The organism is Hymenobacter sublimis, from assembly GCF_023101345.1.
In the GTDB taxonomy this organism is placed as follows: Bacteria; Bacteroidota; Bacteroidia; order Cytophagales; family Hymenobacteraceae; genus Hymenobacter; species Hymenobacter sublimis.
This window is the reverse complement of the sequence record NZ_CP095848.1, coordinates 3,440,431-3,466,305: the sequence shown is the minus strand read 5'-3', so window position 1 is coordinate 3,466,305 and position 25,875 is coordinate 3,440,431. Positions and strand designations below refer to the sequence as shown.

The 25,875-nt window shown below is 59.2% G+C and carries 22 protein-coding genes and 1 riboswitch; of the genes, 9 read left to right on the top strand and 13 right to left on the bottom strand.

Annotation, left to right across the window (positions count from 1 at the left end; translation table 11 throughout):
• Positions 1-50: 50 nt before the first annotated feature.
• Entirely contained in the window at positions 51-1,208 is a 1,158-nt protein-coding gene (locus MWH26_RS14410; protein WP_244697305.1) for a lipid A deacylase, read from the top strand.
• A gap of 45 nt (positions 1,209-1,253) precedes the next feature.
• Here MWH26_RS14410 and MWH26_RS14405 read toward each other — a convergent pair whose 3' ends face one another.
• Positions 1,254-1,940, bottom strand: a complete 687-nt coding sequence (locus tag MWH26_RS14405) for a GNAT family N-acetyltransferase (RefSeq protein ID WP_247974836.1) — start codon at positions 1,938-1,940, stop codon at positions 1,254-1,256.
• 86 nt (positions 1,941-2,026) lie between these two features.
• Between MWH26_RS14405 and MWH26_RS14400 the strand changes: the two genes are divergently transcribed.
• Positions 2,027-2,911, top strand: coding sequence for an SDR family NAD(P)-dependent oxidoreductase (locus tag MWH26_RS14400; RefSeq protein WP_247974835.1), 885 nt, complete (start codon positions 2,027-2,029; stop codon positions 2,909-2,911).
• A 186-nt stretch (positions 2,912-3,097) separates the two neighbouring features.
• On the opposite strand, the gene MWH26_RS14395 is transcribed toward MWH26_RS14400, so the two are convergent.
• The 8 genes from MWH26_RS14395 to guaB all read right to left on the bottom strand — a co-directional run bounded on the left by MWH26_RS14395 (position 3,098) and on the right by guaB (position 13,446).
• A complete protein-coding gene (locus tag MWH26_RS14395) occupies positions 3,098-3,538 on the bottom strand; it encodes a hypothetical protein (RefSeq protein ID WP_247974834.1) in 441 nt (146 codons plus the stop codon).
• Between the two features lie 86 nt (positions 3,539-3,624).
• Complete coding sequence (locus MWH26_RS14390; protein WP_247974833.1) at positions 3,625-4,587, bottom strand: AAA family ATPase; 963 nt, start codon at positions 4,585-4,587, stop codon at positions 3,625-3,627.
• Between the two features lie 93 nt (positions 4,588-4,680).
• Positions 4,681-6,069, bottom strand: a complete 1,389-nt coding sequence (locus tag MWH26_RS14385) for a peptidylprolyl isomerase (RefSeq protein ID WP_247974832.1) — start codon at positions 6,067-6,069, stop codon at positions 4,681-4,683.
• A gap of 339 nt (positions 6,070-6,408) precedes the next feature.
• On the bottom strand, positions 6,409-8,700 hold the full coding sequence (locus MWH26_RS14380; RefSeq protein WP_247974831.1) for a peptidylprolyl isomerase: 2,292 nt from the start codon (positions 8,698-8,700) through the stop codon (positions 6,409-6,411).
• A gap of 195 nt (positions 8,701-8,895) precedes the next feature.
• Positions 8,896-9,309, bottom strand: coding sequence for an ATP-binding protein (locus tag MWH26_RS14375; RefSeq protein ID WP_244697299.1), 414 nt, complete (start codon positions 9,307-9,309; stop codon positions 8,896-8,898).
• Between the two features lie 25 nt (positions 9,310-9,334).
• On the bottom strand, positions 9,335-9,664 hold the full coding sequence (locus MWH26_RS14370; protein ID WP_188556127.1) for an STAS domain-containing protein: 330 nt from the start codon (positions 9,662-9,664) through the stop codon (positions 9,335-9,337).
• 14 nt (positions 9,665-9,678) lie between these two features.
• The gene (locus MWH26_RS14365) at positions 9,679-11,775 is read right to left on the bottom strand and encodes a PP2C family protein-serine/threonine phosphatase (protein ID WP_247974830.1); all 2,097 of its coding nucleotides are present in this window, start codon (positions 11,773-11,775) and stop codon (positions 9,679-9,681) included.
• 198 nt (positions 11,776-11,973) lie between these two features.
• Positions 11,974-13,446: an IMP dehydrogenase gene (guaB, locus tag MWH26_RS14360; RefSeq protein ID WP_247974829.1), complete on the bottom strand. Its 1,473-nt coding sequence runs from the start codon at positions 13,444-13,446 to the stop codon at positions 11,974-11,976.
• A gap of 224 nt (positions 13,447-13,670) precedes the next feature.
• Between guaB and MWH26_RS14355 the strand changes: the two genes are divergently transcribed.
• Positions 13,671-14,516, top strand: coding sequence for an oxidoreductase (locus MWH26_RS14355; protein ID WP_247974828.1), 846 nt, complete (start codon positions 13,671-13,673; stop codon positions 14,514-14,516).
• A 76-nt stretch (positions 14,517-14,592) separates the two neighbouring features.
• Here the strand turns inward: MWH26_RS14355 and MWH26_RS14350 are convergent, their stop codons facing one another.
• The 3 genes from MWH26_RS14350 to MWH26_RS14340 form a co-directional block, all read right to left on the bottom strand.
• A complete protein-coding gene (locus MWH26_RS14350; RefSeq protein WP_247974827.1) occupies positions 14,593-15,255 on the bottom strand; it encodes a hypothetical protein in 663 nt (220 codons plus the stop codon).
• Between the two features lie 170 nt (positions 15,256-15,425).
• On the bottom strand, positions 15,426-17,954 hold the full coding sequence (gene hrpB / locus MWH26_RS14345; RefSeq protein ID WP_247974826.1) for an ATP-dependent helicase HrpB: 2,529 nt from the start codon (positions 17,952-17,954) through the stop codon (positions 15,426-15,428).
• A 29-nt stretch (positions 17,955-17,983) separates the two neighbouring features.
• On the bottom strand, positions 17,984-18,307 hold the full coding sequence (locus MWH26_RS14340; protein WP_247974825.1) for a rhodanese-like domain-containing protein: 324 nt from the start codon (positions 18,305-18,307) through the stop codon (positions 17,984-17,986).
• A 128-nt stretch (positions 18,308-18,435) separates the two neighbouring features.
• On the opposite strand from MWH26_RS14340, the gene pnuC reads away from it, so the two are divergent.
• The 4 genes from pnuC to MWH26_RS14320 are packed head-to-tail and all read left to right on the top strand — an operon-like array spanning position 18,436 to position 21,015.
• The gene (gene pnuC, locus MWH26_RS14335) at positions 18,436-19,062 is read left to right on the top strand and encodes a nicotinamide riboside transporter PnuC (RefSeq protein WP_244697290.1); all 627 of its coding nucleotides are present in this window, start codon (positions 18,436-18,438) and stop codon (positions 19,060-19,062) included.
• Positions 19,063-19,064: 2 nt separating this feature from the next.
• Complete coding sequence (locus tag MWH26_RS14330) at positions 19,065-19,661, top strand: AAA family ATPase (protein ID WP_247974824.1); 597 nt, start codon at positions 19,065-19,067, stop codon at positions 19,659-19,661.
• A gap of 54 nt (positions 19,662-19,715) precedes the next feature.
• Positions 19,716-20,591, top strand: a complete 876-nt coding sequence (locus MWH26_RS14325) for an aldose 1-epimerase family protein (RefSeq protein ID WP_247974823.1) — start codon at positions 19,716-19,718, stop codon at positions 20,589-20,591.
• Positions 20,592-20,598: 7 nt separating this feature from the next.
• Positions 20,599-21,015 (top strand): GNAT family N-acetyltransferase, encoded by a 417-nt coding sequence (locus tag MWH26_RS14320; RefSeq protein ID WP_244697287.1) that lies wholly within the window; start codon positions 20,599-20,601, stop codon positions 21,013-21,015.
• Between the two features lie 80 nt (positions 21,016-21,095).
• Here MWH26_RS14320 and MWH26_RS14315 read toward each other — a convergent pair whose 3' ends face one another.
• Entirely contained in the window at positions 21,096-21,326 is a 231-nt protein-coding gene (locus tag MWH26_RS14315; protein WP_247974822.1) for a hypothetical protein, read from the bottom strand.
• Between the two features lie 229 nt (positions 21,327-21,555).
• Positions 21,556-21,656: riboswitch (TPP riboswitch) on the top strand.
• A gap of 60 nt (positions 21,657-21,716) precedes the next feature.
• Between MWH26_RS14315 and MWH26_RS14310 the strand changes: the two genes are divergently transcribed.
• Positions 21,717-24,200, top strand: coding sequence for a TonB-dependent receptor (locus MWH26_RS14310; RefSeq protein WP_247974821.1), 2,484 nt, complete (start codon positions 21,717-21,719; stop codon positions 24,198-24,200).
• Positions 24,201-24,523: 323 nt separating this feature from the next.
• On the top strand, positions 24,524-25,756 hold the full coding sequence (locus MWH26_RS14305; protein ID WP_244697282.1) for an acyl-CoA dehydrogenase family protein: 1,233 nt from the start codon (positions 24,524-24,526) through the stop codon (positions 25,754-25,756).
• Positions 25,757-25,875 lie beyond the last annotated feature (119 nt).

The window sequence follows — 25,875 nt, the reverse complement described above, 5'->3', positions numbered from 1 at the left end:
ATGCTAAAAAAATTCGTTGAGTTTAGGTGAATTTTCCGGTGCTAAAATTTTTGGGAAACACGCGCTTTTCTACCATCCTGATACTGACGTTGGTAGCCGGGCTAGGCAACATATCTGTGGGGTGGGCCCAGCTCGACAACCGGGCATTTCAGTACACGTTGCCCGTGGGGCCCGCCTACGAGCGGCAGCTGCGCCTCGATGTGCAAGGGTTTCTATTCAACAAGGACAACGAGTACTTCAACAAAATTGATCCGGGTCTTACCTATTTCGGGGCCCAGCTGGCGCCCCGGCTGGTGTATTTTCCGTCGGCCAATCTGCGACTGGAGGCCGGGGTGTTCCTGTGGAAAGACTACGGCACGCCCCGGCTCCGGCAGGTGCGGCCCCTGTTCACGCTTAAGTACCGGCAAGGCTACCACAACCTGATTTTCGGTAACTTGGAAGGGCATCTGAATCATGGCTACATCGAGCCGATGTTTGACTTTGAGCGGGTAATAACGAACCGCTTGGAAGAAGGCGTGCAGTACCAGTACCAAACGCCCCGGTCGCGCCTTGATGCCTGGGTGAACTGGGAGCGGCAGCAATACCGGTTCAGCAACTTTCAGGAAGAGGTAGCCGGCGGCCTCAGTGCTGAGCGCACCCTGCTAGGAGACTCGACCGGTTGGTTGCTAAAGCTGCCGTTTCAGTTTACGGCCACCCACCGCGGTGGCCAGCTCGATACCATCGATAAGCCCTTGCAAACCCTGTTCAACTTGGCAACCGGGGTACGGGTCCGGCGGGCATTGCCTTACCATTTGGTGCAAGCCGCGCATTTCGATGGGTATGTTACCTACTTCACCGATTACTCTTTTACCCGCGTACTCCCGTTTGCCAGCGGCACCGGCCTGTACCTGAACGCCGGGCTCGATACGCGCCTCTCCAACCTGCAGCTCGCGTACTGGCAGGGTAGCGGCTACATTTCCCCCATAGGTGGGCGGCTGTATCAATCTGTCTCAGTATCCGTGGCCGACCCCGACTACATCGAAAAACAGCGGCAACTGTTGATTCTGCGGGTGCTGCGCGACTACCGCCTGCCGGGGAACGTGACGCTGACTACGCGCTTCGAGCCGCTGTATGACTTAAACAACGGGCTGTTCGACTTCTCCTTTGCGCTCTACCTGAACTTCAACCAGAGCTTTCTGCTGACCACGCTCAAGCGCGCGAACGATTAGCCAGCTAAGCCTCAAAGCTGGACCATTGCCTGCTAATTTCCTGCGTTACTGCTCGCGCTTTAGGTAGTAATATAGAATATCGGAGGAAGCCAGGGCCCGTAACGGCCAAGGGCGCGGACGAGGAGCCAAGGGCTGAAACCCCACGGCCTCGGCCACAGCGCAGCTGCGCGGGTTGGTGGCGCGGCAGCGAATAAGCAGACGAGCCGCTCGCAAGGGGCCAAACCCAAATTCCACGACCGCCGCTAGCGCCTCCCGGGCGTAACCGTGGCCTTCGGCGGCGGCGGCGAGGTAGTACCCAATTTCCAGCGTGACGGGAGCCGTCCAATTGGGTTTCAGGCTGATGTCGCCGAGGTAGTGGCCAGTAGCGGTGTGCCAGATGCCTAGCACGTAGAGCCGGCCCGCGGCCCAATCCTGCCGGAACTGCGCCAGCACCTGCCCGGCATCGGCGGGCGTTTGCACGCTGGCCTCCCGGGCCGGAAAGGCGGGTCGGAGGCGAAGCCGATTATCCTGGATCAGCTGGTAAAAGGCTGAAGCATCGGAGGGGAGATAAGGCCGTAGGGTAAGCCGCGCCGCCAGCAAAGGCGCGCCGGAAGGGCTAGGCAGGGGCGGGGCAGCGTCGTACATGATTTGGGGCAATACGGCCGGAAGTACTACGACGGACAGCCCAGCAGCGGCCAAACCGCTACCCCCAACCCGTTGGTCCGGAAACCCCGAAGCCGGTCTGTCGTTCAAAATGCAACCTAACTACCTGCAAATGAACTGCTGCAGCTAAACCAGGTACCTGCATTCTATTTTTCAACCTTTTCTTCTTTCCTATTATGTTCGGCAGACTCGCAAATAAGGTAGCCATTGTAACGGGCGGCGGCGCAGGCATAGGCGAAGCCATCAGCAAGAAATTTGCCCGGGAGGGGGCGGCTGTAGTTGTCGTTGGCCTCGGCGACGACCCGGTGCGCGACGTAGTGGACGAAATTCTGGCGGAGGGCGGCCGGGCTATCGGCTATCTCGGCGACATTTCGTACGAGGAAACCGCCGAAGCCTGCGTGAAAGCAGCCATTGATGAGTTCGGCAAACTAGATATTCTGGTTAATAATGCCGGCGCCTTCCCCACCGTCTCCACCATCGACAAATACCCCACGGAGGCGTTCGAGTACATGATTAAGAATAATATTTATTCCAACTTCATGATGACCCGGGCCGCCATTCCCTACCTGCAAAAGACCCACGGTAACATTGTGTCGGCGGGTTCCGAAGCGGGCCACATGGGCGAGCCGCAGAACACTCCTTACGGTGGTACCAAGGGCTTCGTGCACGCTTTCCAGCGGGGCGTGGCCGTGGAGCAGGCCAAGTTTGGAGTGCGCTCCAATATTGTGGGCCCCGGCCCCATTGATACCGCCTGGACCCATAAGGAAACCGGCCCAATGGATGCCAAAATGGAGAAGCTGACGGTGCAGGGCGTACCTCTTGGCCGCCGCGGAACGCCCGAGGAAGTGGCAAATGTGTACCTGTTCTTGGCCTCCGATGAGGCTAGCTACGTTACCGGTGCTACCTACTACGTCGATGGCGGCGTTACAATTTCCAAGGGCCCGCACGGCGACGAAGTGCCCAGCCACTTAAAGCAGGAGCCCACCGGCGAGCTAAATCTTAAGCACTCCAAAGAAGGCAACACCAAGGTACGGAAGGACGCAATGGCCTCAATGAGCTAAATCACGGACTGAGGCGGATTCTTCAGGTTACACGGACACCGGTTTCGACTTCTTTCTGGCCATACGTTGTCTCACGAAAACAAAAAAGACGCTCCCGTCAAGGAGCGTCTTTTTTATTGAGCCGATAACTGGCTCAAAAGTAGGACAGAAGCCATTTAACCCGAAGAATCCGGCTCAGTCCGTGATTCATTTTTGCAGTTCAAGACCTACACCCGAGCGAGACTGAGGCGGGCTGCCCAAGGCGTGTTGGTTGCGCATTACGTTTACTTGGCGGGCGGCTTCGTTGAAGTACTCTAGTCGGCGAATGAGCATTTCCTTGGTGAGCAAGCGACCTTCTGGCGTGCGCATTACGGCTTTCTTATCGGCCAAAATACGCTGCATGAGAGCTTCCGTGTCAGCTTCGTTCTGGCGGAACTGGGCGTAGAACTCGCGCAGGCGCTCCAGGGCACTTTCCGTGGTGAGGCGGAACTGGCCGCCGCCTTGGTTCAGCACCTCGCTCAGCACATACACCTCCAGCGGCAACGACGTGCCGAGTGCCGTCGGGCGAATATCCAAGCCAGCCTCCAGGCCGCTCAAAATGATGTCGAGGTTGCGCTCAAATTGCTGGTAGTACCCGGCTGCTTCCACTAGTGAAAAGTTGAATGTTGAAAGGTAAACGTGAATGGCGGCAGAGCGGATGCTGTTCGGCGTCCGCCTCAGGGCCGTTCATCTGGCTAAAGAAGTTCTTTTACGATTTGCTCCACAGTAACGCCCTCGGCCTCGGCTTTAAAGTTGCGCACCAAGCGGTGACGTAGGATGGGCAGGGCCACGGCTTTTACATCTTCAATATCAGGCGAGTATTTGCCGTGGAGTAGGGCGTGACACTTGGCCCCAACAATCAGGTGCTGGGAGGCCCGGGGGCCGGCGCCCCACTCCAGGAGCTGTGACGCCCGAGCTGCGGCCCGGCCCGTATTTGGGCGGGTCTTGTGCACCAAGCTCACGGCGTATTCTACCACGTTGTCGGCTACTGGTACGCGCCGCACCAGCTGTTGGTAAGCCTGGATTTCGGCGGCGTGCAGGATTTTACCGACCGTGGGCTTAATATCGGAGGTCGTGTTTTTTACGATTTGCAGTTCCGCCTCGTAGCTGGGGTAGCCCAACTCAATGTTGAACATGAATCGGTCTAGCTGAGCTTCGGGCAGGGGGTAGGTTCCTTCCTGCTCAATGGGGTTCTGGGTGGCCAGCACGAAGAACGGCCGCTGCAGGGGGTAGCGCTTGCCCGCTACCGTTACGGCGTATTCCTGCATACTTTCAAGCAGGGCCGCTTGGGTTTTGGGTGGGGTCCGGTTGATTTCGTCGGCCAGCACAATGTTGGCGAAGATAGGTCCCGGTACAAAGTGGAAGTCGCGCTGCTGATTGAGGGTTTCCGAGCCCACAATGTCGGAGGGCATCAGGTCGGGCGTGAACTGCACCCGGTTAAAGGAAAGGTCCAGCGAATCAGCAATAGTCTGGATGAGCAAGGTTTTGGCCAGGCCCGGCACGCCCACCAACAGGCAGTGGCCCTGCGAAAAGACGGCCGTCAGCACCAGTTCTACTACCTCTTCCTGCCCGATAATAACCTTGCCGATTTCCTGGCGCAACTTCTGGTAGGACTGGGCCAGCGCGTCGGCGGCTTCTTTATCGGAGGCGAATGTCATATGTAGGAGAAGAAGCTAGAAGTAAGGAGCTAGGAGTGCAAAGCCCGGAGCGAAGAATGACGATTCTAGCTCCGGACTTTGCACTCCTAGCTCCTATAACGAGGAATTCAGCAGCCGGCAGCCGGAGTACTCCGGGTCCACTTCGAGATATACGGTGCCGCGGTTCTGGGCAAACCAGGCATCCAGGGCTTTGTTTTTCTTTTCGTTGAGGGCTGCCGCGGCAATCTTCTGGTAGTCGTCGGTGAGGTTGGCTTGGTGCGGGGCCGTGTTCGACTTCAGCCACAGAATCCGCACGGCTTCCTTACCATCATCGGTACGATAGGGTAGGGGCGGCGTAATGCTGCCCACTTTCATCGTATCGATGGTGAAGAAAATGGCCGGATCAACCTGGTCTAGGGGTAGGTAGGTGCTGGCGTCACGGCGGTTCTGAAGCAGGCCTCCGTTGCCACTGGTTAGCTTGTCATCGGAGTTGTCCTTGGCCGCTTTAGCAAAGGTGATGGTGTCGCCGAGGATGCGGCGGCGCAATTTGGCTAGCTCCTGGGCGGCTTCGTTTGTATCGGCCGCGCCAGTTTCGGGCTTGAGCAGAATGTGCCGGGTGCTAAACGAGTCGCCTTTGCGCTCAATTAATTGAATCAGGTGAAAGCCAAACTGCGACTCTACGATGGGCGACAACCCACCGGGCTCTAGGCGCAGGGCTGCTGCTTCGTACTCTGGCACCAACTCCCGGCGCTTAAAAAAGCCGAGGTAGCCGCCTTCGGCCGCCGAGCCGGGGTCCTGGGAGAATTGCTTGGCCAACGTAGCGAAGTCTTCACCAGCCACAATACGGGCACGCAGCTCATTGAGCTTGGCCTGGGTTTGCTGCTTGGCCTTGGAATTGGTTTTCGCCAGCTTCACAATCTGGCCTACCTCTACTTCCGTGGAGTAGTAGGGGAGACTGTCCTTAGGCATGCGCGAGAAAAACTGACGCACCTCCCGCGGTGTTACCGATACTTTGCCCGCAATCTGTTCCTGCATTTTCTGCTGGATCAGCTGCTCTTTCACCTGAATGCGCAACTCCTCTTTGAGCTGCTTTACAGGCTTGTTATAGTACTCTTCAAGCTTTTTCTCGGAGCCAATCTGCTGGATGAAGTACGCCATTCGGCGGTCTAGCTCGCCCTTTACCTGCGCGTCTTCTACCACTACCGAGTCGGTTTCGGCCTTGGCGAGCAGCAGCTTATTTAGAGCTAGGCTCTGCAGAATGCGGCATTTGGTATCGGGCGGCAGGGGCTTTCCTTCGGCACGGGCTTCTTCCTGGGCGTAAATGGCCTCCAGGTCGGAACGGAGAACAATCTGGTTATCAACTTTGGCAATGATGCCGTCAACTACGCGTAGCCCTACCGGCCGGCCGATGCCCAGTTGGGCGTAGCTGGCCGTGGCAGAAGCGGCCAATAGGGCCGCACTGAGCAGCACCTTCCGGGCCGATACTTGCAAAAAATGAATCATGGAGTAGTTCCGTAATGCCCTGGGCGTAACCTCACGCACGCAAAGGCCAGACAGCAGGCAAAACGCCAAAAGCCGCCCGTAAATTTCATCATAAATCCTTTCTCCGGCAAAAACAACGGGTAGGCCCTTTTGGTGCTACCACAATCCAGAGAGCGGGCTTTAGTTCTGGAGGTTGCATAAAGACGTAGTGCCCTTTTACTGAATAATTGAAAAACATCATCCTGAGCGCGGCGAAGGACTTTTCCTACTACTGAACGAGTCGTTGCTACGATACTCGTTCAGCGGTAGAAAAAGTCCTTCGCCGCGCTCAGGATGATGTTACTTGAATTATCGTGGCTTTTATTTAGTCACCAGCTTGTCAACTTCAGCCTGGTTGACTTTTACCGGATACTGGGCGCGCAACTGGTTGAGCCACTCTTTCTCCAGGTAGTTCTGGTAGTCGGAAGTGGCTTGGCCGCGAGCCTCAGCCAGGGTTTTGGGTCCGGCCGGCAGCTGCTTCTCAACCATGATGGCGTAGTAGCGGCCGTCTTGCTGAGCGGTATATGTGCCGGGGGCGCTAGTCAGGAACTGGTCCACGGCTTTGTTATCACCCTTCTGAAAGCTGCGTTGCTGCACCTGCACGGCCAGAGGATTCTGCCCGTTCATCATTTCCTCCAAGGCCGCGGGATTGGTCGTCATCAGTTCGAATGCTACCTGGGCGGCGGCCGGTCTGCTTTCGGCAGTGGTGCGCAGGCGCTCGGCCGTTACCCCTTTACCTCGCAGATAGGCAGTTACTCGGTCGGCGCGGCGGCGGGCTAGGGCGGCTGTTTCGCCCCGCTTCACTCGGCCCACCACGTTTACGCTCAGGGTCGGGTCAGAAGTAAGGCGAGCTGCTACATCGTCTAGGGCAGGTACAGTAGCTGGCAATTCGGCCGAATTGGTGCGGAAGGGTAGCGGAGCTGGCAGCCCGTTCTTCAGCTGGTAACGACCTGCTTTCTGATACTGCTGAGCTCTGGCCAGCAGTTCCGGGCTGGCCGCGCTGATGACGGTGGCCTGCACGCGAGGCTCCCACTGATACTTGGCCTGGTTTTCCGTGAAGAATTTCTGTAGGCCTACTGTGTCCTCAATGGCCTTGCTCCACACCTTCTCATCCATGAGTTGGAACAGCAGAATACCGTCGCGGTACTCTTTCACCAGCATGCGGTAGTCCTCATACTTCGTCTCCAGGTTGGCCTTCTCGTACTCGGTCAGGCTCTGGTCCACGTACTGGTCGTAGAGCTGCTGCATGGCAAAACGGGCGTCGGCGCGGGGCTTCTGGTTTTGCTGGGCGTAAGTCAGGAAGTCGGATACTAGGTAGGGCTTGCCGCCGATGGTGAACAGCGTCTGGGCGTCGCCGGTGGGCTTTTTACCTTTGGCGGGGGTAGCGGCCGGAGCCGTATACTGGAAGCGGCCCGCTACCAAGGCAGTATCGGCCTTGGCGAAGGCGTACTCTTTGCCAGCTTGATTTTCAGTGAAGTTATTTTCGGTGCGTACGCGCTTAAGGAAGGCGGTGCGGTTCAGCTCCGAGCGAGAATCTTTGGCCACCTTGCTTTTGAGCGTGGGTTCCATAGCCTCAAAGGAAGGCACGGGCTGCTTTTCTATCAGCTTGATGATGTGCCAGCCGTAAGGCGTCTGTACGGGCTGGGAAATGTCGCCGGGCTTCTGCAGCTTAAACGCTACTTCTTCGAAGCTCGGAATCATGCGGCCAGTACCAAAGGGCGGCAATTCCCCCCCATTGGCCGCCGAGCCAGCGTCTTCCGAGAACTGCCCAACGAGCTTTTCCCAGTTTTCGCCCCGGCGGGCCAAGCGGTTATACAACTCATCCACCTTCTTGCGGGCCGTCGCCGAATCAGCGGCGGGCATACCGGGGGTAGCCCGAATCATAAGGTGAGCTACTTTGATTTCGCCCTGGGCCGGCCGCACATCGTTCACCTTGATAATGTGGTAGCCAAAGCGCGTGCGCACCGGCTGCGACACTTGGCCCGCCGGCGTGGCGTATGCCACCGACTCAAACGGATACACCATTTGCATGGCGGTGAAGTAGCCCAACTTGCCCCCGTTTTCGCGGGCCGAGGGGTCCTCGGACGTTTCGCGGGCTACCTTGCCGAAGTCTTCGCCCCCCGTAACGCGCTGGCGCAGAGCCGTGATTTTTTGGTAGGCGGCTAGCGTATCCTTGGGGGCCGCATCGGGCTGCACGCGCACCAGAATATGAGCGGCGTTTACTTCCTTGCTGAGGCGGTCATAAGCCTCGCGTACCAGCTTATCCGTTACGCTTTTCTCCGTGAGGTAGGGCTGGGCCAACTGCTGCTTATAGCCCTCCAACTCCCGCTTGAAGGCCTGGGTAGTGTCCAGGCCCCGCTGCTCGGCGGCCAGTACTTTCAGCTTGAAGTTGGTATAAAGGTCGAGGTATTCCTGTACGCTGGCCTTGGTGCCGTATTCCGGGGCCGAGCTATTGTTCTTGCGATAGACGTAGGCAAATTCCGAGGCCGGCACTTCCGTGCTGCCCAGCGTTTCCAGCGTCGGCGACTTGGCCGCAGTGGTAGGTTTGGAGGCTTGGCACCCGGCCAGTAAAGCGGCCGCGGCGGTGCTGGCAAACAAAATGCGTTTATGCATACAGAGAATAAGGAATCGGCAAAGCGGGAAATCTGGCCGGCAACGGCCCGGGTAGGGAAAAGCTACTGTTGCAATTTTACGGATTTTTTCGCGTAGCCGGAGCGGAGACTAACCGAACACTACCGCTCGGATGGGCCATAAAAAAAGCACTCCGCGCACGGAGTGCTTTTCTGATTACCAGACTCTAACGAGTCCTTAACCAAGTTTCTTGTACAGCCGGCACAGATTATGACCGGCGTGGGTGGTAAACTCCACCCGGTCCATAATGCGGTTAACCAACATCATACCTACTCCGCCTTTTTTGCCAATACGCACGTACTCCTGCAAATCGGGTTCGTGGTAGCTGGCGGGGGAGTATGACGTCAGATTCGTGTCCTCGATTTCGATGCCAAACTCTTTATTTACTACCGCAATACGTACATCCAAAAACTGCGACTCGTCTTCGCCATTGCCGTGAATAATCAGGTTGGCTACTACCTCATCCACGGCCAGAATAATCTGGTTGACCAGCAAGTCAGAGAGATGGTAACGGAGTAAAAAGTCGCTCACGAAATCACGCACCACCTTAAGGTTGCGGCGTGTGCAGCTGATTCGGATTGCGTGTTCCATTCCCCTCGGTTGCTCAGATGAGCGACTAAATAGCAGTAGCTTCAGCCTCCGACGGTACAATCGTCATCAGCGAATCAAGTCCTAGAATTTCAAAAACGTTGTGCACCTTCTCCTGCATGTTGAAAAACACCAGCTTGACGCCTGCATCTTGGAAACGCTGCAGATGAGAAATAAATACGCCTAAACCGGCCGAGGAAATGTAGTTGAGCCGGCGGCAGTCAATCAGTACTTTCTGGTTGTCTAGAATTTCAGCCTTATTAAGCTCAGTATCAAGAACTACGGACGAGCTGGCATCCAACTCCCCGTCCAGGCTCAGGGTAAGAGTATTTTCGGTTGATTGTTGAGTTATTTTCATACCTCCGTGCTACGTTAAAGGCTGGGTTCGGGTTGGGACGCTTTGAACTTAATAACCAATAAGGTTTGGTCGTCGTGCATGGGTTGGCCCCGGCTGAACTCGTTTAAATCGGTGAGGATCTGTTCCTTAATCTGGTCGGCATCCAGGTAGTAGGTGCGCTCTAACATTTGCTGTAAGCGCTCCTCTCCATACTCCTCTTGGTCGTTGCCCCGGGCTTCCACAATCCCGTCGGTGTAAATGACCATGACGTCGCCGGGGTTGTAGTCGTAAAACTGGTTTTTGATGTACTTCTCGTACCCGTCGTGCCGGATAATGCCCAAGCCCAGGCCGGCCGTACGGAAGTAGGAAACCTCTTCTTTAATGGAGTGGTAGTACAACGTGTGGCAGTGGCCAGCTCGTGCAAACACAAAGCCACCGTGCTCATAGTCAATGATGTAGAGCGAGGCCGTGATGAAGGCTGCCTTCTCTAGGCAGCGGGCCAGGGCATTGTTAGCCTGGGCCATGAATTTGCTCGGCACCGGAAATTTCTCCCGCTCGTTGCGGGCCAAAGGGTTTTCCTGCATGAGGGCATGGAAAATACCTTTCATCTGGGCCACGTGAAAAGCAGCCGTTACCCCTTTGCCAGATACGTCGCCGATAAGCACGGCCAAACGCCGACCAGGTAAGTGCAAGAAATCGTAGAAGTCGCCGCCTACTTCCGTGGCCGCTAAGGCGTGGGAACTAATTTCAAACCAGTTGTCAATCGGTAAGTTCTTCGGAATCAGGCTGTCCTGCACCGCCGAAGCAATCTTCAACTCATCCTGTACCCGTTGGGTGTCCAAGGAAGCCTGTACCAGCTGCAGGTTCTCAATGCTGAGTACGGTCTGGCTGGCGAAGGTTTGCAGGATGCTCTGGTTTTCCCGGTCGAAGCCTTGAGTAGAAGACTTCAGCATGTACAAGGAGCCGTACTGCCGCTTGCTGGAGCGCAGGGGCATCACAATGAGAGAACCGAAGGGTAGCTCCAAATTCCGGAAGCCACTGCTGTTGGGCAGATCATTGTTGAGGTACTCAATGTGCCCCAGGTTGTAATCGATAAGCAGGTGACGAATGCCCTGGGCCTGCTCAGGGGCAATGTGGTAGTGCTGACCCACGTATTCCTCCTCGGTGCTGTCCAGCTCCAGCCACGCGGCATCGGCTTCCACCGTTTGGATAGCCGAATCAAAGAACATGCGGTACACTTCCTCGGCATTCTGTCCGCGCTGAATCAGTTGGGTGAGGCGTTGCAGGCTCAGAATTTCTTCCCGCTTCTGCTCAAATACGCCCGCCGTGGGCAGGTTAAAAAACGTAACCAGCAGGCCCATTATAGCAAAGAAGCTGGCAGAAAAGGCATTGAGAATCAGAAACTCGTGCTGGGTACCGGGCGCAATCAGCTGCGGATCTTGCAGGGTGTGCAGGAAATAAAACACAAACACCCCCATGCTCAGAATAACGGCCAGTTGCAGCAGCACAGCCTCTAGCTTCTGGCGGCGACTGAGGTAGGCTACCCATTTCTGGTGGCTGCTGATGTAGGCACCAAACGCGGCCATAACGCCCAGCAGCGCTGTGTCGAGCCCAAAAGGCGGGGTCCAGGTGAACAGCCGCAGCAGCAACGTAGCACCCAGCAAAACTTCAAACCAGGTCCAGAGCGTCCGAAGCCGGGCCGAGGAGCGGAACAGCACCAAGGAGCGCCAGACGTAATTCGTGCGGGCCAGTAGTACCACGAACAAGCCAATGTTCACGGTATAAATTGCCGTGAAAGCTAATGAACTGGTGTTGGGCAGGTTCTGACGGATAAGCTGTTGGAGCAAGTGCAGGCCCACGCAGGCCGTAGCCAGCAACCCCGGACCTAGCACTAAACGACGCAACAGCCCAATAAAGTCCAGGCCCCGGAGGCGGTCAGTTACTGCCCGCTCCTGCAGGAAAATGGCGGCCGTGAAGATGGCTTGCAGCAGCAACAGCAGCCAGCCAGGTAGTGCCACCGCCTGCCCCAACAAGGTTGGATGCGCGTACAGCAGCGCGCAAGCCAACAGCCCTAGCCAGCTCAGAATAGAAAAGGGTAGCAGAAGAGAATTCAGCTTCCGGGCAAACGACATGTAGGTGGGAGTACTAGTATTCAGGGGCCGGAGAGGAAAGCAAATGGATGCCCAAGATACGCGGTGCGCTTGAAAAGATACGCTTGCCCGCTGCATTTAGCCAATGGCCCCTCTTACGGAACCGCGCAAAAAAAGCCGACTGCTACCAGGCGGCCGGCTTCTTTTGTGCGGTCTTAAAGGGGCAAACGCAAGGAAAACTTACCGGCTGCTATAGTTAGGAGCTTCACGGGTAATCTGCACGTCGTGGGGGTGCGACTCGCGGAGGCCCGCCCCGGTAATACGCACGAAGCGAGCAGTTTGCAGGGCCTCAATGGTGGCAGCGCCGCAGTAACCCATGCCGGCGCGCAGGCCGCCGGCCAGTTGGTAGAGCACCTCAGCGGCGAGTCCTTTGTACGGCACGCGGCCCACAATGCCTTCTGGCACCAGCTTTTTCACGTCGTCTTCAGCATCCTGGAAGTAACGGTCCTTGGAGCCTTCTTCCATGGCTTCTACCGAGCCCATACCGCGGTAGCTCTTGTACTTGCGACCTTCGAACAGGGTAACCTCACCGGGGGCTTCTTCGGTGCCAGCCAGCAGGGAGCCAATCATGATGGTGCCGGCGCCGGCCGCCAGGGCCTTCACTACGTCGCCGGAGTACTTGATGCCGCCGTCAGCAATGAGCGGCACGCCGGTACCTTCCAGGCCGCGGGCCGCTTCCAGCACGGCCGACAGCTGGGGCACGCCAATGCCGGCAATGATGCGGGTGGTGCAGATGGAGCCAGGACCCACGCCTACTTTCACGGCATCAGCGCCGGCGTCGGCCAGGGCGCGGGCACCTTCGGCAGTGGCTACGTTGCCGGCAATAACTTCGAGCTTCGGAAACTTAGCTTTGATGCTGCGCACGGCATCCAGTACGCCCTTGCTGTGGCCGTGGGCGGTATCCACGCTTACTACGTCTACGCCGGCTTCTACTAAGGCGGCAATGCGGTCCAGCAAATCCGGCGTCACGCCCACGGCGGCGCCCACGCGCAGGCGGCCAAACTCGTCCTTGCAGGCGTTGGGCGTGCGGCGGCGCTTTCGGATGTCTTTGTAGGTAATGAGACCTACCAAGCGCCCTTCGGTGTCAACCACCGGCAGCTTCTCCACTTTGGAATCCTGCAGAATATCTTCGGCCAGGGCCTGGTCGGTGCCGGCGTTGGCCGTTACCAGGTTGTCGCGGGTCATGACTTCGGAGACGGAGCGGGTCATGTCTTTCTCGAAGCGCAGGTCGCGGTTGGTCAGGATGCCCTTCAGGCGGCGCTGGTCGTCTACAATCGGAATGCCGCCAATGTTGTTGTGGCGCATTAGCTGCTTGGCGTCGGCCAGGGTAGCGTGCTCTTCCAGCGTGAACGGGTCCAGAATCATGCCGCTCTCGGAACGCTTCACGCGCCGTACCAACTCGGCCTGAGCCTTGATGCTCATGTTCTTGTGAATCATGCCGATGCCCCCTTCCTGGGCCATGGCAATGGCCATTTCGGCCTCCGTCACGGTGTCCATAGCCGCCGAAACGAACGGCAGCTTGAGGCGGATGTTGCGGGTGAGCTGGGAGCTGGGGTCGGCGTCGCGGGGCAGGGTTTCGGAGTACCCGGGCAGGAGCAGGACGTCGTCGTAGGTAAGCGCCTCGAAGGCAATTTTGGCAGCGTAGTCGGCCATGGCAACAAGAAGGTTAGGTTCCGCTTATTGCCAGGTAAAATTACGGCGAATAATTGAGTTTCCGGTTTTTACCTGCTCTTTTCGTGTTGCCGTTCTGTTACGATCCGTTTCGGGCCGGGCGCCGGAACAGGGGCCATTCGGCAAAACCCCACGGCCACTTTCAGGGTTACACCAGCTAGCTGGCCTGTTTCGGGGCCAGCATCCTTCACCATTCCTCCCTATCCATGGCAACCACCAAAACCTGGTTTATTACCGGCGTCAGCACCGGTTTCGGCAAAGAACTGGCCGATTACTGCCTCAGCCAAGGCGACAACGTAGCCGCTACCTTCCGCCAGCAGGCCCAGGCCGATGAATTCACCAAAAAGGCTGGCGCAAACGGCCGCGGCTTTATCTGCGACGTGGTAAATGAGCAACAGGTGCAGCAGGCCGTGCAGGCTGCCATTCAGCACTTCGGCCAGCTTGATGTGGTAGTGAACAACGCGGGTTACGGCTCCTTGGGCAGCATCGAGGAAATTGACGATGCCGAGGTGCAGCGCCAGTTTGAGGTCAATGTATTCGGGCCCCTGCGGGTGCTGCGGGCGGTGTTGCCCCACCTGCGCGAGTGGAAAAGCGGCCACATTCTTAACATCACCAGCATTGGCGGCTTGAAGACCTTCCCGGGGGTAGGCGTGTACAACGCCAGCAAGTTTGCCCTGGAGGCGCTGGGCGAAAGCCTGGCCCAGCAGGTAGGCCCGCTGGGTATTAAGGTAACCAACATTGAGCCCAGCGGCTTCCGCACCGACTGGGCCGCTCGCTCCGCCTCCTTCGTTGACACGGCCATTGAGGACTACCGCGCCACCGTGGGCGAGAATCTGAAGGGCATCCAGAGCTACAGCGGCCGCCAGCCCGGCGACCCCCAGCGCGCCGCCCGCATCATGTTCGACCTCGTGCGCCAGGAAAACCCGCCCTTGCATCTGCCTCTGGGCAAAGCCGCCGTGAAAGGTGCCCGCGACAAGTTTACCACCCTAGTGAAAGAGTTGGAGCAAGTTGCCGACCTCGGGGACTCCGCCGACTACCCGGCTGGGGAATAGCCCCTTGAACAACGCAGTAAAACAAAAGGCCGACTACCCTGGGGTAGCCGGCCTTTTGAGTAGAAGAAGGGAGGAGCTAAAATTTCGCCCCGACGCTAAGCTGCAACTCCCGCACCCGAAATTCCGATTCGCTCCTGATGAGCCTACCCCGGTAGGTGCTCTCGAACTTGGAGGCTTCCGGAATTAACACGTTGTAGGGCGTGTCGGAAGCGGTGAAAGACAGTAGGAGCCGGTCGTTGGTGAAGTACAGGCCGGGTTGGATAAAGCTGTAGCTGTAGCCGTTTTTGCTGAGGTTAATCATTTGGCCGAAGGAAACACCCGGCAGCAGATGACCCGATTCACCCAAATTAAACTGGTAATGGATGCCCCAATCGAGGCGGGCCCGGGTGAGCAGGCGGCTGATGTGTTCCCGGGAGTAGCTGGTGATGCCGGGAGCCGGGAAGCTTTCCTGGTACCCAGTGCGAAAGTTCAGCAGCTGCATATCCACGCCCACAGTGCCGGACAGCACCACGCGGTTGGAAAGCGGCTTAAAGGCTTTCACATCAACGAAGCCGGAGTACGTGTCCCGCATCTCGGGTTGGGCATCCTCGCTGCCGGAGTACGACATGGTGCGGAACTGGGTGATTTTGGGTCCGGCCTCCACGTATACTCGCCAGTTGGTGGTGTCCTGCGCCGCGCCCACGTGCGCCGACAAACAGGCCCAAGCACTCAAGGCGGCTAGGGTAACTTTTTTCTGCATGCTATAAAAAAGAAGGGGTGGCTACGAAAGAACCGGCCACGAAGGCCAGTGCCCACAAGACAACTCAGGGCGCCGCACCCCTTAACCGCCTCCCCGATAACTAGGGCGTAGCAGCTGGTGCTTTACTCTCGATTTCAGCCCACTTATTTAGGCGCAACGAAACGTCCGGCCTACAGCCCGTTCTGCTTTTTCGTGCCCCGAATGGCCTGGGCTTCCAAGGGGTTTTCAGGCCAGTAGTGCTTGGGGTAGCGGCCGCGCAGCTCCTTGCGCACCTCGAAGTAGCTGCTGGTCCAGAAGCTGCGCAAATCGCGCGTGACCTGGGCGGGGCGGTAGCCGGGAGAAAGCAGGTGCAAGGTGAGAGGTACGCGCCCGCCCGCCACCGTAGGCGTGTCCAGCAGCCCGAATACCTCCTGCAAGCGCACCGCCAGCACCGGTGCGGCGGGGTCAGTATAGTCTAGGCGGATGCGGGAGCCGGTGGGTACTTCCAGGTGGGCAGGAGCCAGCCGTTCCAGCTCCTGACGCTGGCCCCAGCCGCCGGGTAGCAAACCCAGCAGGGCCTCCCCGAAGTTAACGCGGCCTAACTCCGCCCAGCTTTTCACCCCCGTCAGGTAAGGCCCCAGCCACTCTTCCAGGCTTTCCAGCAGCGCGGCATCCGAAACGTCGGGCCAGTTTTCGGGAAAGATATGGTGCAGAAAAGCCAGCCGTTCCCGCAGCTGGGCGGCGGCTTCGCTCCAGGGCAGGCGCGCCACCCCGCCTTCCCGAATGGCACCCAGCAGAGCGGCCGTAAGCAACTCGGGCGCGGGGTTGGGAAGGGTCGTATCGGCTAGCACTAGGGCTCCCAGCCGCCGCAGCCGCCGCGCCGTGACGCGTCCCGCTGCTTCGTCCCAGCGTACTTCCTCGCGCGTGTCTATCTGCGGCTCGAAATACTGTTCCAGCTCGGCTTTGCTCAAGGGGGCAGCTAGGCTTGCCCGGGGCTGGGCGGCAACCCCGTCAAGGGCCGCCACGGCAAAAAACACGTCCTGCTGCCCAAAAAACTCAGCCGGTAACGTAGCCCGCTGCCCGCTGAGTAGGCGCACCCGCTCGGGCGTTTCGCGTTGAGCGAGGCGGTCGGGGTAGGCGAAGGCTGCCAGCAGCCCGGCTGCATCCGGCTGGATTTCACCTTTGGCTCCCGCGCGGTAGCGCAGTACGGCCGCTGCTTCCCGCACCCGCCGCACAGCTGCCGCATCTGGCACCAAGCCCGGAAGTGGAGCCCGGCCCGTTGCCAGCGCTTCGAGGCGCAGGCGTAAATCAGGCGGACCAAACGTGCCGTCGGCGGGGCGCAGAATGTCGCGCTCCGTTAGCAAAGCCGCCAGGGCGCAAGCCGTAGCCCCATGCCCGACTTCTTGCCCCCGCACCACCAAGTGAGCCAAACGCGGAGCTAGGCCTAGGCCCGCCAGCGCACGGCCGTGGGCTGTTGGGTAACCCTCGGCCGTTAAAGCTTGCAACCGTAGTAGCAGGTCGCGGGCCTGGGCTAAAGCTGGGGCGGGCGGCGCATCCAACCACCGCAGGGCCGTAGCGTCGCGGGCACCCCAAAGCGCCAGTTCCAAAGCGAGGGGGCTGAGGTCGGCGGTGAGGATTTCTGGGGCCAAGTGGTGAGGTAATTCCCGGTACTCGGCTTCGGTCCAGAGGCGGTAGCAGGTGCCCGGACCCAAGCGGCCGGCCCGGCCCCGGCGCTGGTCGGCGGCGGCTTGGCTTACGGGCTCGGTGCCGAGGGTAGTGAGGCCGGTGCGTGGCTCGAAGCGGGGCACCCGGGCGTAGCCCCCATCCACTACAATCGTAACGCCTTCTATGGTCAGACTGGTTTCGGCAATGCTGGTGGCCAGCACTACTTTGCGCCGCCCTGCCAGGGCCGGGCGCAGGGCGGCGTCCTGCTGCTCAGCGGGCAGCTCGCCGTGCAGCATGTGCACGTCTATGTGCTCGGGTAAGGAAGCCAGCTTGTCGGCTACCCGGCGCTGGTCAGCTAGGCCGGGCAGAAACACGAGCACGTCGCCGGTAGCGTGTTGCTGCAAGGCTTCCCGGATGATGGCCGGCGTCAGGTCCTGGAGCTTCTCGTGGGGCCGGCGCGACACGGTAGCCGCGCGCTGCGGACTCAGGTAGTGAGTATCAACGGGAAACATGCGGCCCAAACTGCGCACTACCGGGGCGCCTAGCCAAGCACCTAGCCGGTCGGCATCCAGCGTGGCCGACATTACCAGAATCCGCAGGTCTGGGCGCAGCACGCTTTGGGCGTCCAGGGCCAGGGCGAGGCCTAAGTCAGCCTGCAGGCTGCGCTCGTGAAACTCATCGAACAGCACGGCGGCTACGCCTTCCAGGGCTGGGTCGTCCTGGAGCTGGCGGGTCAGAATCACTTCCGTTACTACCTCAATTCGCGTCCGGGCCGATACTTTGCTTTCCAGCCGCATGCGGTAGCCCACGGTTTGGCCCACCGGCTCGCCCAATAGCTGCGCCATGCGGGTAGCGGCTGCCCGCGCCGCCAGCCGCCGCGGTTCCAGCACCAGGATGCGGCCGTCTTCGCGCCACGCGGCTTCTAGTAAAGCCAGGGGCACCAGGGTGGTTTTGCCGGCTCCGGGCGGGGCCTGCAATACGGCTACGCTGGAGCTGTCAAGCGTGCGAAGCAGCTCAGGCAGGGCATCCAGAATGGGAAGGGCGGGGAAGTGCACGGTGGGCGGTTGCTATTGGCTTCGGATGATTAGTACACGGCCACCGTGGGGTCTACCCGCAGGCTCCAGGCGTGAATGCCGCCACGCAGGTTTAGTAGGTTAGTAAGCTCGTGGCGGTGTTGCAGATAGGCTAGGGCCTGCATGGAGCGCACGCCGTGGTGGCAAATCAGCACGGTGGGCCGGTCGGGGTCAATTTCCTCGGCCCGGCTGGCCAACTCGCCCAACGGAATTAATACGCTGCCCTCAATGCGGCAATACGTAAACTCTTCCGGCTGGCGCACATCAATCAGCTGCACATCCTGGCCGCCCTGGAGGCGGGCTTGTAGGTCTTCGGGGGTAATTTCGGGCAGCATAACAACCGGTCGTAAAGAGAGAAAATGCCTGACAAGCCACAAAATTACCCTAATGCTCGTTAGCTTTGGCCGTTTCCGTCGGGCGGCTACCCGGCGCGGCCATAACCCCTTCTTTCCGTTGTCTTTCTGTGTTGGAGCCCTTATATGAGTTCTGGACCGCCGCTGCCGGCGGTAGTCCGCTGGAATGGGTTGCCGTGCTTACGGGCTTCGCGTGCGTGTGGCTGGCGGCCCGGGAGGTTATCTGGAATTTCCCCGTTGCCATCTTCAGCTGCGCGCTCTACATCGTAGTTTACTACCGCCAGGACCTGTACGCCGACAGTCTGCTGCAGATTATGTTCATTGGGCTGAGCGTGTACGGGTGGTATGAGTGGCTGTACGGGGGCCGCAGCCGGACCGAGCTGCACGTCTCGCGCACTACCCGGCCCGAGTGGCTGCTGTGCGCCGTGTTCATCCCGGCATTCACCGCGGGCTTTGGCTACTACCTGGCCCACTACACCAAGGACTCCGTGCCGTATTGGGACAGTCTGACTACTGCCGGCAGCCTGGCCGCGCAATTTTTACTGATGCGTAAGCGGCTTGAAAACTGGTGGTTGTGGGTAGTAGTGGATATTATCTACGTGCCCATTCTGTGGTCTAAACAGCTTTATCCCACTAGCGCCTTGTATGCGCTGTATTTGGGACTGGCTGTGTACGGCTATCTGCAATGGCACCGCGCCTACCAGCGCCAGCAGGCTGCCGAACTTCAAGCCGCCTGATCATGCTGCGAGTTGCGCTGACCGGCCCCGAATCGACGGGAAAAACTACCCTGAGCCGCCTGCTGGCTGAACACTACCACACGGTATGGGCCCCGGAGTATGCCCGCCACTACCTGGAAGAGCGCGGGCCGAACTACACCCTGGCCGACCTGGAGGAAATAGCCCGCGGCCAGTTGGCAGCGGAGGCCGCTGCCGCCGCTGCCGCCGCCCGCTTAGGCCAGCCCATTATCTTTTGTGACACCGATTTGCTGGTGATAAAAATCTGGTCGGAGCACGCCTTTGGGCATTGCCCCGATTGGATTCAGCGGCAGGTGCAAGTGCAGCAGTACAGCTTGGTGTTGCTGCTAGGCGTGGATTTGCCCTGGGAGCCAGACCCGTTGCGGGAGCACCCCAACCACCGCCAGTACTTCTACGACCTCTACCAGCGGGAACTCCGCGAGCAATTTTCGAACTTTGCCGAAATCAGCGGTACGCCCAGTCAGCGGTTAGAAGCGGCCTGTTTTCACGTCGATGCGCTGCTGTCCCACCGCCGGCCGGCGGCGGCCGACTCGGCCTACCTTGCCGGCCCGCCCCCCGACGAAACGATACCCTTTCTCTGAAAATTTCGTTGTGCTACCTCGTTCCCTCTCCGGTATCCCGCGATTCGTATTTGCATGACGTATTACCTTGAAAACGAGCAGTGCCGTGTGGGCCTCAACGCCCACGGCGCCGAGCTCAGCAGCTTTGTTCGGAAAGATCTGGCGAATCTGGAGTACATCTGGCCGGCCGACCCAGCCTTCTGGAACCGCCACGCCCCGGTGCTTTTTCCCATCGTCGGGCGCCTACCCCAGGACGAGTACACCCACCAGGGAAGCCGCTACAGCCTCAGTCAGCACGGCTTCGCCCGCGACCAGGAGTTTCGGGTGCAGCAGCACTCGGGTACGGCCGTTGCCTTTGAGCTGCACGCTACCGAGGAAAGCAAAACGCGCTTTCCCTTCGATTTTGTGCTGCGCATTACCTACCGGCTGGCTGGCGCTCAACTGACCGTGGGCTGGGAAGTCGAAAACCCCGGTCACGAGGAAATGCTCTTTAGCATAGGAGCCCACCCGGCCTTTCGGTGCCCGCTGGTAGAGGGAGAAAGCTTCGAGGACTACGACTTCGTGTTCGACCAGCCAACCACCGCCGAGCGCTACCTTCTGGATGGGGGCCTGCTAACGGGACAGAGTGAGCCCCTACTGCAACACCAGCAAGTGTTGCCGCTCAGTTACGAGCTATTCGCCCAGGATGCGCTGGTGCTGAAGCACTTCGACTTTTCTCACCTTACCCTGCGCAGCCGCCGCTCCGGTCGCGCCGTGCGGGTCCGCTTCGACGGGTTTCCCTACCTCGGTCTCTGGACCAAAGGTCCCGGAGCTCCCTTCGTGTGCATCGAGCCCTGGCAGGGCATTGCCAGCTCCACCACCGGCTCCCCGGAGCTGGCCGACAAAGAAGGCATCCTGACTTTGCGGCCCGGCCAGCAGTTTTCAACCTCCTACAGCATCACCGTTGAGTAACCTAAGCATGACCTCCGAGATTACCATCCGCCCCATTCAGGCGGCCGATACCTACCCGCTTCGCCACACCGTGCTGTGGCCCCAAGAGTCCATCGACTACGTAAAGCTGAACCAGGACGAGCAGGGCCACCACTACGGGGCCTTCCGCAACGGCAAGCTGGTTTCCGTCATTTCCCTGTTTATTGACGGCAACGTGGCCCGCTTCCGTAAATTCGCTACCCGCCCCGACTGCCAGGGCCAGGGCATTGGCTCCCAGCTGCTGCGCCGCGTGCTAGATGAAGCCCGCGAGAAAGGGGCTCAGCGCATCTGGTGCGACGCCCGCGCCGTGAACGAGAACTTTTATCGGGCCTTTGGCCTAGAGCCCGAAGGCAACCGTTTCTACCGCGGCACCATTCCGTACGTGCGTATGGCCAAGAGCCTGTAGCCGTTCGATAACCATACACTAACAGCCGGGCCCCGTGACCAGATAGTGTCACGGGGCCCGGCTGTTTTGTGAGCGGCAAGCTAGAATTCCAGGGGTACCCGGGGGCGGTTGTAGTCGGGCTCCCAGTCATTGATAGGACGGGAAATGCCGGGAGGCAGGTCGAAATCAGGTAGTCCGTCGTCGAGCGGTTCGCCACCGTCATCGTCATTGTCGGGGGCCGGGGGGTGCCGGGTGCGGCGGCGGGGTAGTACCAACAAAAGCCCGGTGAACACAAGTACCACGAGCAGGTAAAGGAGGCTGGTGATGGTCATGGCGGAGAGAGCAAAAGTTCAACAACGGGACTCACGAAAACGGCAGCAGCTACAACAGAAACGGAGGTGCGGGGCGGGTTGTTTTCCCAAGCCATCATTTTGTGAGGCCTAGCATGCTACCATCTAATTTACTTGATTGTCAAGAGATAAAGTACTGTTTGGCTCTTGATTTATAACTAGATTATCTGGGCGTAGCGCAAAACTCAAAACTTCCGGTGTACCTTTGGCCCAGAAGTTTTAGGGGTGCCACGCTAGTAGCGCGCGGCTGAGATCATACCCATTGAACCTGCCCGGGTAATGCCGGCGAAGGGAACAAACGATCCGCGAACGAAAAACCTGAGGTGCCGACCCCTGGCACCGGGTCCGTTCCATTTTTTCCATTTTTCACCGTTGAAAAATTCTTTACTCACCGGAGCAGCGCTGCTGGCGCTATCCGGCACGGCATGGGCGCAAGGTCCCGTGTCCGGCACCGTTACAGATGCGCGCACCGGCACGCCCCTGCCCGGCGCTACCATCCTGCTGGATGGCACCCCCAGCGCCGCTACCACTGCGGCCGGCACTTTCACCCTGCCCGCTGTGCCCGCCGGCCTCCACGAGCTGCGCGTAACCTACCTGGGCTACGAGGCCCTGGTGCAAAACCTGCAGGGGCAAGCAGCGGAACAGCGCTTGGCGCTGGCCCTGCAACCGGGGGGCGTAGCCATTGGTGAGGCCCTGGTAACAGCCTCCCGTGCCAACGACCGTACTGCCACCGCTTACACCAACTTGGGCCGCCAGGACCTGCAGAAACGCAATTTCGGGCAGGATTTACCTTACCTGCTGGACCAGACCCCCTCGGTGGTCGTGACTTCCGACGCCGGGGCGGGGGTAGGCTACACCGACATTCGCATCCGGGGCACCAGCAACACGGGCATCAACATGACCATCAACGGCGTGCCCCTGAACGATGCCGAGTCGCATGGCTCGTTTCTGGTGAACCTGCCGGATCTGGCTTCATCTATCAGTAGCATTCAGGTGCAGCGGGGGGTAGGTACCAGCCAGAATGGCGGGGCAGCTTTCGGGGCCAGCCTCAACATCTCTACCCTCGATAACCGCCGCGAAGCCTACGCCGAAACCCAGAACACGTTTGGCTCCTTTAACACCTGGCGCAACAACGTATCGTTCGGTACGGGCCTGCTCGGCGGGCATTTCACCGTCGATGGCCGCCTCTCGCGCATAGCCTCTGATGGCTACGTGAAGCGCGGCGCCTCCGACATGAAGTCGTACTACCTCTCGGCCGGCTACCAGGGCAAAAGCACGTTGCTCAAGTTCATTACTTTCTCGGGCCGCGAGAAAACTTATCAGGCTTGGAACGGCGTGCCCGAGCCTGCCATTACCGGCGACCGAGCCCTGCTGCAGCAGTACATTGACAACGGGGAACTGAGCACCGCCGACGCGGAGCGAGTCCTGCGTGAAGGCCGCCGCTACAGCTACTACACCTACGACAACCAGACCGATAATTACCAGCAGAACCACTACCAGCTCCATCTTTCCCAGGGCTTGGGTGAAGACTGGAACCTGGGCGCGGCCCTGCACCTAACGCGGGGCTTCGGCTACTACGAAAGCTACCGCGCCAACCGCAAGCTAGTTGACTATGGCCTGCAAAACGTGGTGCTGGGCGATACCACCATCAAACGCAGCAACCTAGTGGACCGCAAGTGGCTGGATAACTACTTCTACGGCGGCACCTTCGCTCTGAACTATCAGCCTCGCGAAGGCAAGCTGCAGGCTACCTTGGGCGGGGCCTGGAACCGCTTCACCAACGACCACTACGGCGAAGTTATCTGGGCGCAGTACGCCTCCAACGGCAGCATTCGCCAGCGGTACTACTTTAACGACGCCGTTAAAACGGACTACAACGCCTACGCCCGCGCTACCTGGCAGGTGTTGCCCATCCTGGGCGTGTACGGCGACCTGCAGGTGCGGCGCATCCGGTATACCATTGATGGGGTAGAAGACGACCAGAACGACGTGACTACCCGCGCCAAGTACCTGTTCTTCAACCCTAAGTTGGGTGCCACAGTTACCCTGGCCGCGGGGCAGCAGCTCTACGCTAGCTACGCCGTGGGCCAGCGCGAGCCCGTCCGCTCCGACTTCACGGACCGCCCGGTCGGCGACCAAAGCGCCAAGGCCGAGTACCTGCAGGATGTCGAAGGGGGCTACCGGCTCACGTTGCCGGCTACCTCCTTGTTTGGTCCGGTCACGGCCCTGCGCTTTGAGGCCAACTACTTCTACATGAAGTACCGCGACCAGCTGGTTGCCACCGGCCAGCTCAACGATGTGGGCACGGCCCTGCGCACCAATGCCCCGCGCAGTTACCGCACCGGCGTGGAACTGACCGGCTTTGCCTCCGCCAACGACAAGCTCAGCCTGAGCAGTACCCTCACGCTCAGCCGCAACCGCATCCAGGATTTTCGGGAGGTAACCTACGATGCCAACTACAACCCCATTACGGCCGCGGAGGGGCGCACCACTACCATTTCCTACTCGCCCTCCGTAGTGTCGGCGCACACCCTGGAGGGGCAGCCAGTGCGGGGGCTGCGCCTGGCCCTGCTCTACAAAACCGTGAGCCGCCAGTATCTCGATAACTCCACCAGCGAAGACCGGCGCATCAAGCCCTACCAGGTGCTGGATTTCCGGGCCCGCTACACCGTTCGGCCGCAGTTCATGAAGGAAATCGAGCTGGGCCTGTTGCTCAACAATGTGCTTAACCGCCGCTACGTGGCCAACGGCTACACCTATGGCTACCCCGGCCCCGATGGCCAGCAACAGACCTTCAACTGGTACTTCCCCCAGGCTACCCGTAACTTCCTGGCCTCGGTAGGGTTAAAGTTCTAGCCAACCTGAACAGTAAGGCGCTTAAATAGCTGTCAAAAGCTGGGTGGAAAGCGCTGTTATACAGATCAATTTTCATACTTTCGGCACAGGCTTTGCACGAGGCCGAGTAGTAAATTTCCCGATCAGGAATCTGCCTCCTGGTCGTTTTTCGGTGCCTGAGTTGGGGTGGGTCTTTGGCATTCCCAACCTCGCCTCCCGGTACCCCAAAACCCTGACCAGTCCCCTATCTGGTCAGGGTTTTTCGTTTTTCAGCCTTCCCAGAAACTGCCCGGCGGTCCGTAGCGAAATACGTATCTTTGGCAGTAAACCCACCCCTTTCTACTATGTCTTCCCAAGCTGACGTTCTCTCGACCAAGGCCCAGGTGCAGCGCAACAAAGGCTCGCTTAACGCCGCAGGTTTCACGGATTACTATGACATCGACGGGCTGCTGACGGAGGAGCACAAGCTCATCCGCCAGAGCATCCGCGACTTTGTGAAAAAGGAAATTTCGCCCAACGTGGAGCAGTGGGCCCAGCAGGCGCACTTCCCCTCGGAAATCGTGCGCAAGTTTGGGGAGGTAGGAGCTTTTGGGCCCACCATTCCCACGGAATACGGCGGGGGCGGGCTGGACTACATCAGCTACGGCCTGATTATGCAGGAAATCGAGCGCGGCGATTCCGGCATGCGCTCCACGGCCTCGGTGCAGGGTTCCCTGGTGATGTTCCCGATTTACCAGTACGGCTCGGAAGAACAGCGCCGCAAGTTCCTGCCCAAGCTGGCCTCGGGCGAGTGGCTGGGCTGCTTCGGCCTCACCGAGCCCGACCACGGCTCCAACCCCGGCGGCATGACCACCACCATCAAGGACATGGGGGATTACTACCTGCTCAACGGCGCCAAGCTTTGGATTTCCAACTCGCCCGAGTCTCAGGTAGCCGTGGTGTGGGCCAAAGACGATAACGGCCGCATCCGGGGCGTTATCGTGGAGCGGGGCATGGAAGGCTTTTCTACCCCCGAAATCCACAACAAGTGGAGCTTGCGCGCCAGCATCACCGGCGAACTGGTGTTCGAGGACGTAAAAATTCCCAAGGAGAATATTCTACCCAACATCGACGGCCTCAAAGGTCCGCTCAGCTGCCTCGACTCAGCCCGCTACGGCATTGCCTGGGGCGCTTTAGGGGCGGCTATTGACTGCTACGAGTCGGCCCTGAAGTATTCCCTGCAGCGCGAGCAGTTCGGTAAGCCCATTGCTTCCTTCCAGCTCCAGCAGCGCAAGCTGGCCGAAATGATTACTGAAATCACGAAGGCTCAACTGATGGTGTGGCGCCTAGGCATGCTCAAGAATGAAGGCAAAGCCACTTCGGCGCAGATTTCCATGGCCAAGCGTAACTCCGTAGAAATTGCCCTGGAAATCGCCCGCGAAGCCCGCCAGATCCACGGCGGCATGGGCATTACGGGCGAGTACCCCATCATGCGCCACATGATGAACCTAGAATCAGTAGTAACCTACGAAGGCACCCACGACATCCACCTGCTCATCACCGGCGCCGACATCACCGGCATACAGGCGTTCAAGTAATACTACGATTGACTTAAAAAGAACAGCGCCGCCCTCTATTGCAGAAGGCGGCGCTGTTCTTTTCAATGGTATGTTGCTGCAAACTAGTCAAGCTTAGCCACTGCTACGAAGCAGCAGCC

Coding starts and splice junctions, on each gene's coding strand:
- MWH26_RS14305 (WP_244697282.1), top strand. CDS start 24,524: ATGTCTTCCCAAGCTGACGTTCTCTCGACCAAGGCCCAGGTGCAGCGC.
- MWH26_RS14350 (WP_247974827.1), bottom strand. CDS start 15,255: ATGCAGAAAAAAGTTACCCTAGCCGCCTTGAGTGCTTGGGCCTGTTTG.
- MWH26_RS14370 (WP_188556127.1), bottom strand. CDS start 9,664: ATGAAAATAACTCAACAATCAACCGAAAATACTCTTACCCTGAGCCTG.
- MWH26_RS14365 (WP_247974830.1), bottom strand. CDS start 11,775: ATGTCGTTTGCCCGGAAGCTGAATTCTCTTCTGCTACCCTTTTCTATT.
- MWH26_RS14330 (WP_247974824.1), top strand. CDS start 19,065: ATGCTGCGAGTTGCGCTGACCGGCCCCGAATCGACGGGAAAAACTACC.
- MWH26_RS14340 (WP_247974825.1), bottom strand. CDS start 18,307: ATGCTGCCCGAAATTACCCCCGAAGACCTACAAGCCCGCCTCCAGGGC.
- MWH26_RS14380 (WP_247974831.1), bottom strand. CDS start 8,700: ATGCATAAACGCATTTTGTTTGCCAGCACCGCCGCGGCCGCTTTACTG.
- MWH26_RS14390 (WP_247974833.1), bottom strand. CDS start 4,587: ATGACATTCGCCTCCGATAAAGAAGCCGCCGACGCGCTGGCCCAGTCC.
- MWH26_RS14385 (WP_247974832.1), bottom strand. CDS start 6,069: ATGATTCATTTTTTGCAAGTATCGGCCCGGAAGGTGCTGCTCAGTGCG.
- MWH26_RS14315 (WP_247974822.1), bottom strand. CDS start 21,326: ATGACCATCACCAGCCTCCTTTACCTGCTCGTGGTACTTGTGTTCACC.
- MWH26_RS14400 (WP_247974835.1), top strand. CDS start 2,027: ATGTTCGGCAGACTCGCAAATAAGGTAGCCATTGTAACGGGCGGCGGC.
- guaB (WP_247974829.1), bottom strand. CDS start 13,446: ATGGCCGACTACGCTGCCAAAATTGCCTTCGAGGCGCTTACCTACGAC.
- MWH26_RS14375 (WP_244697299.1), bottom strand. CDS start 9,309: ATGGAACACGCAATCCGAATCAGCTGCACACGCCGCAACCTTAAGGTG.
- MWH26_RS14355 (WP_247974828.1), top strand. CDS start 13,671: ATGGCAACCACCAAAACCTGGTTTATTACCGGCGTCAGCACCGGTTTC.
- MWH26_RS14320 (WP_244697287.1), top strand. CDS start 20,599: ATGACCTCCGAGATTACCATCCGCCCCATTCAGGCGGCCGATACCTAC.
- MWH26_RS14325 (WP_247974823.1), top strand. CDS start 19,716: ATGACGTATTACCTTGAAAACGAGCAGTGCCGTGTGGGCCTCAACGCC.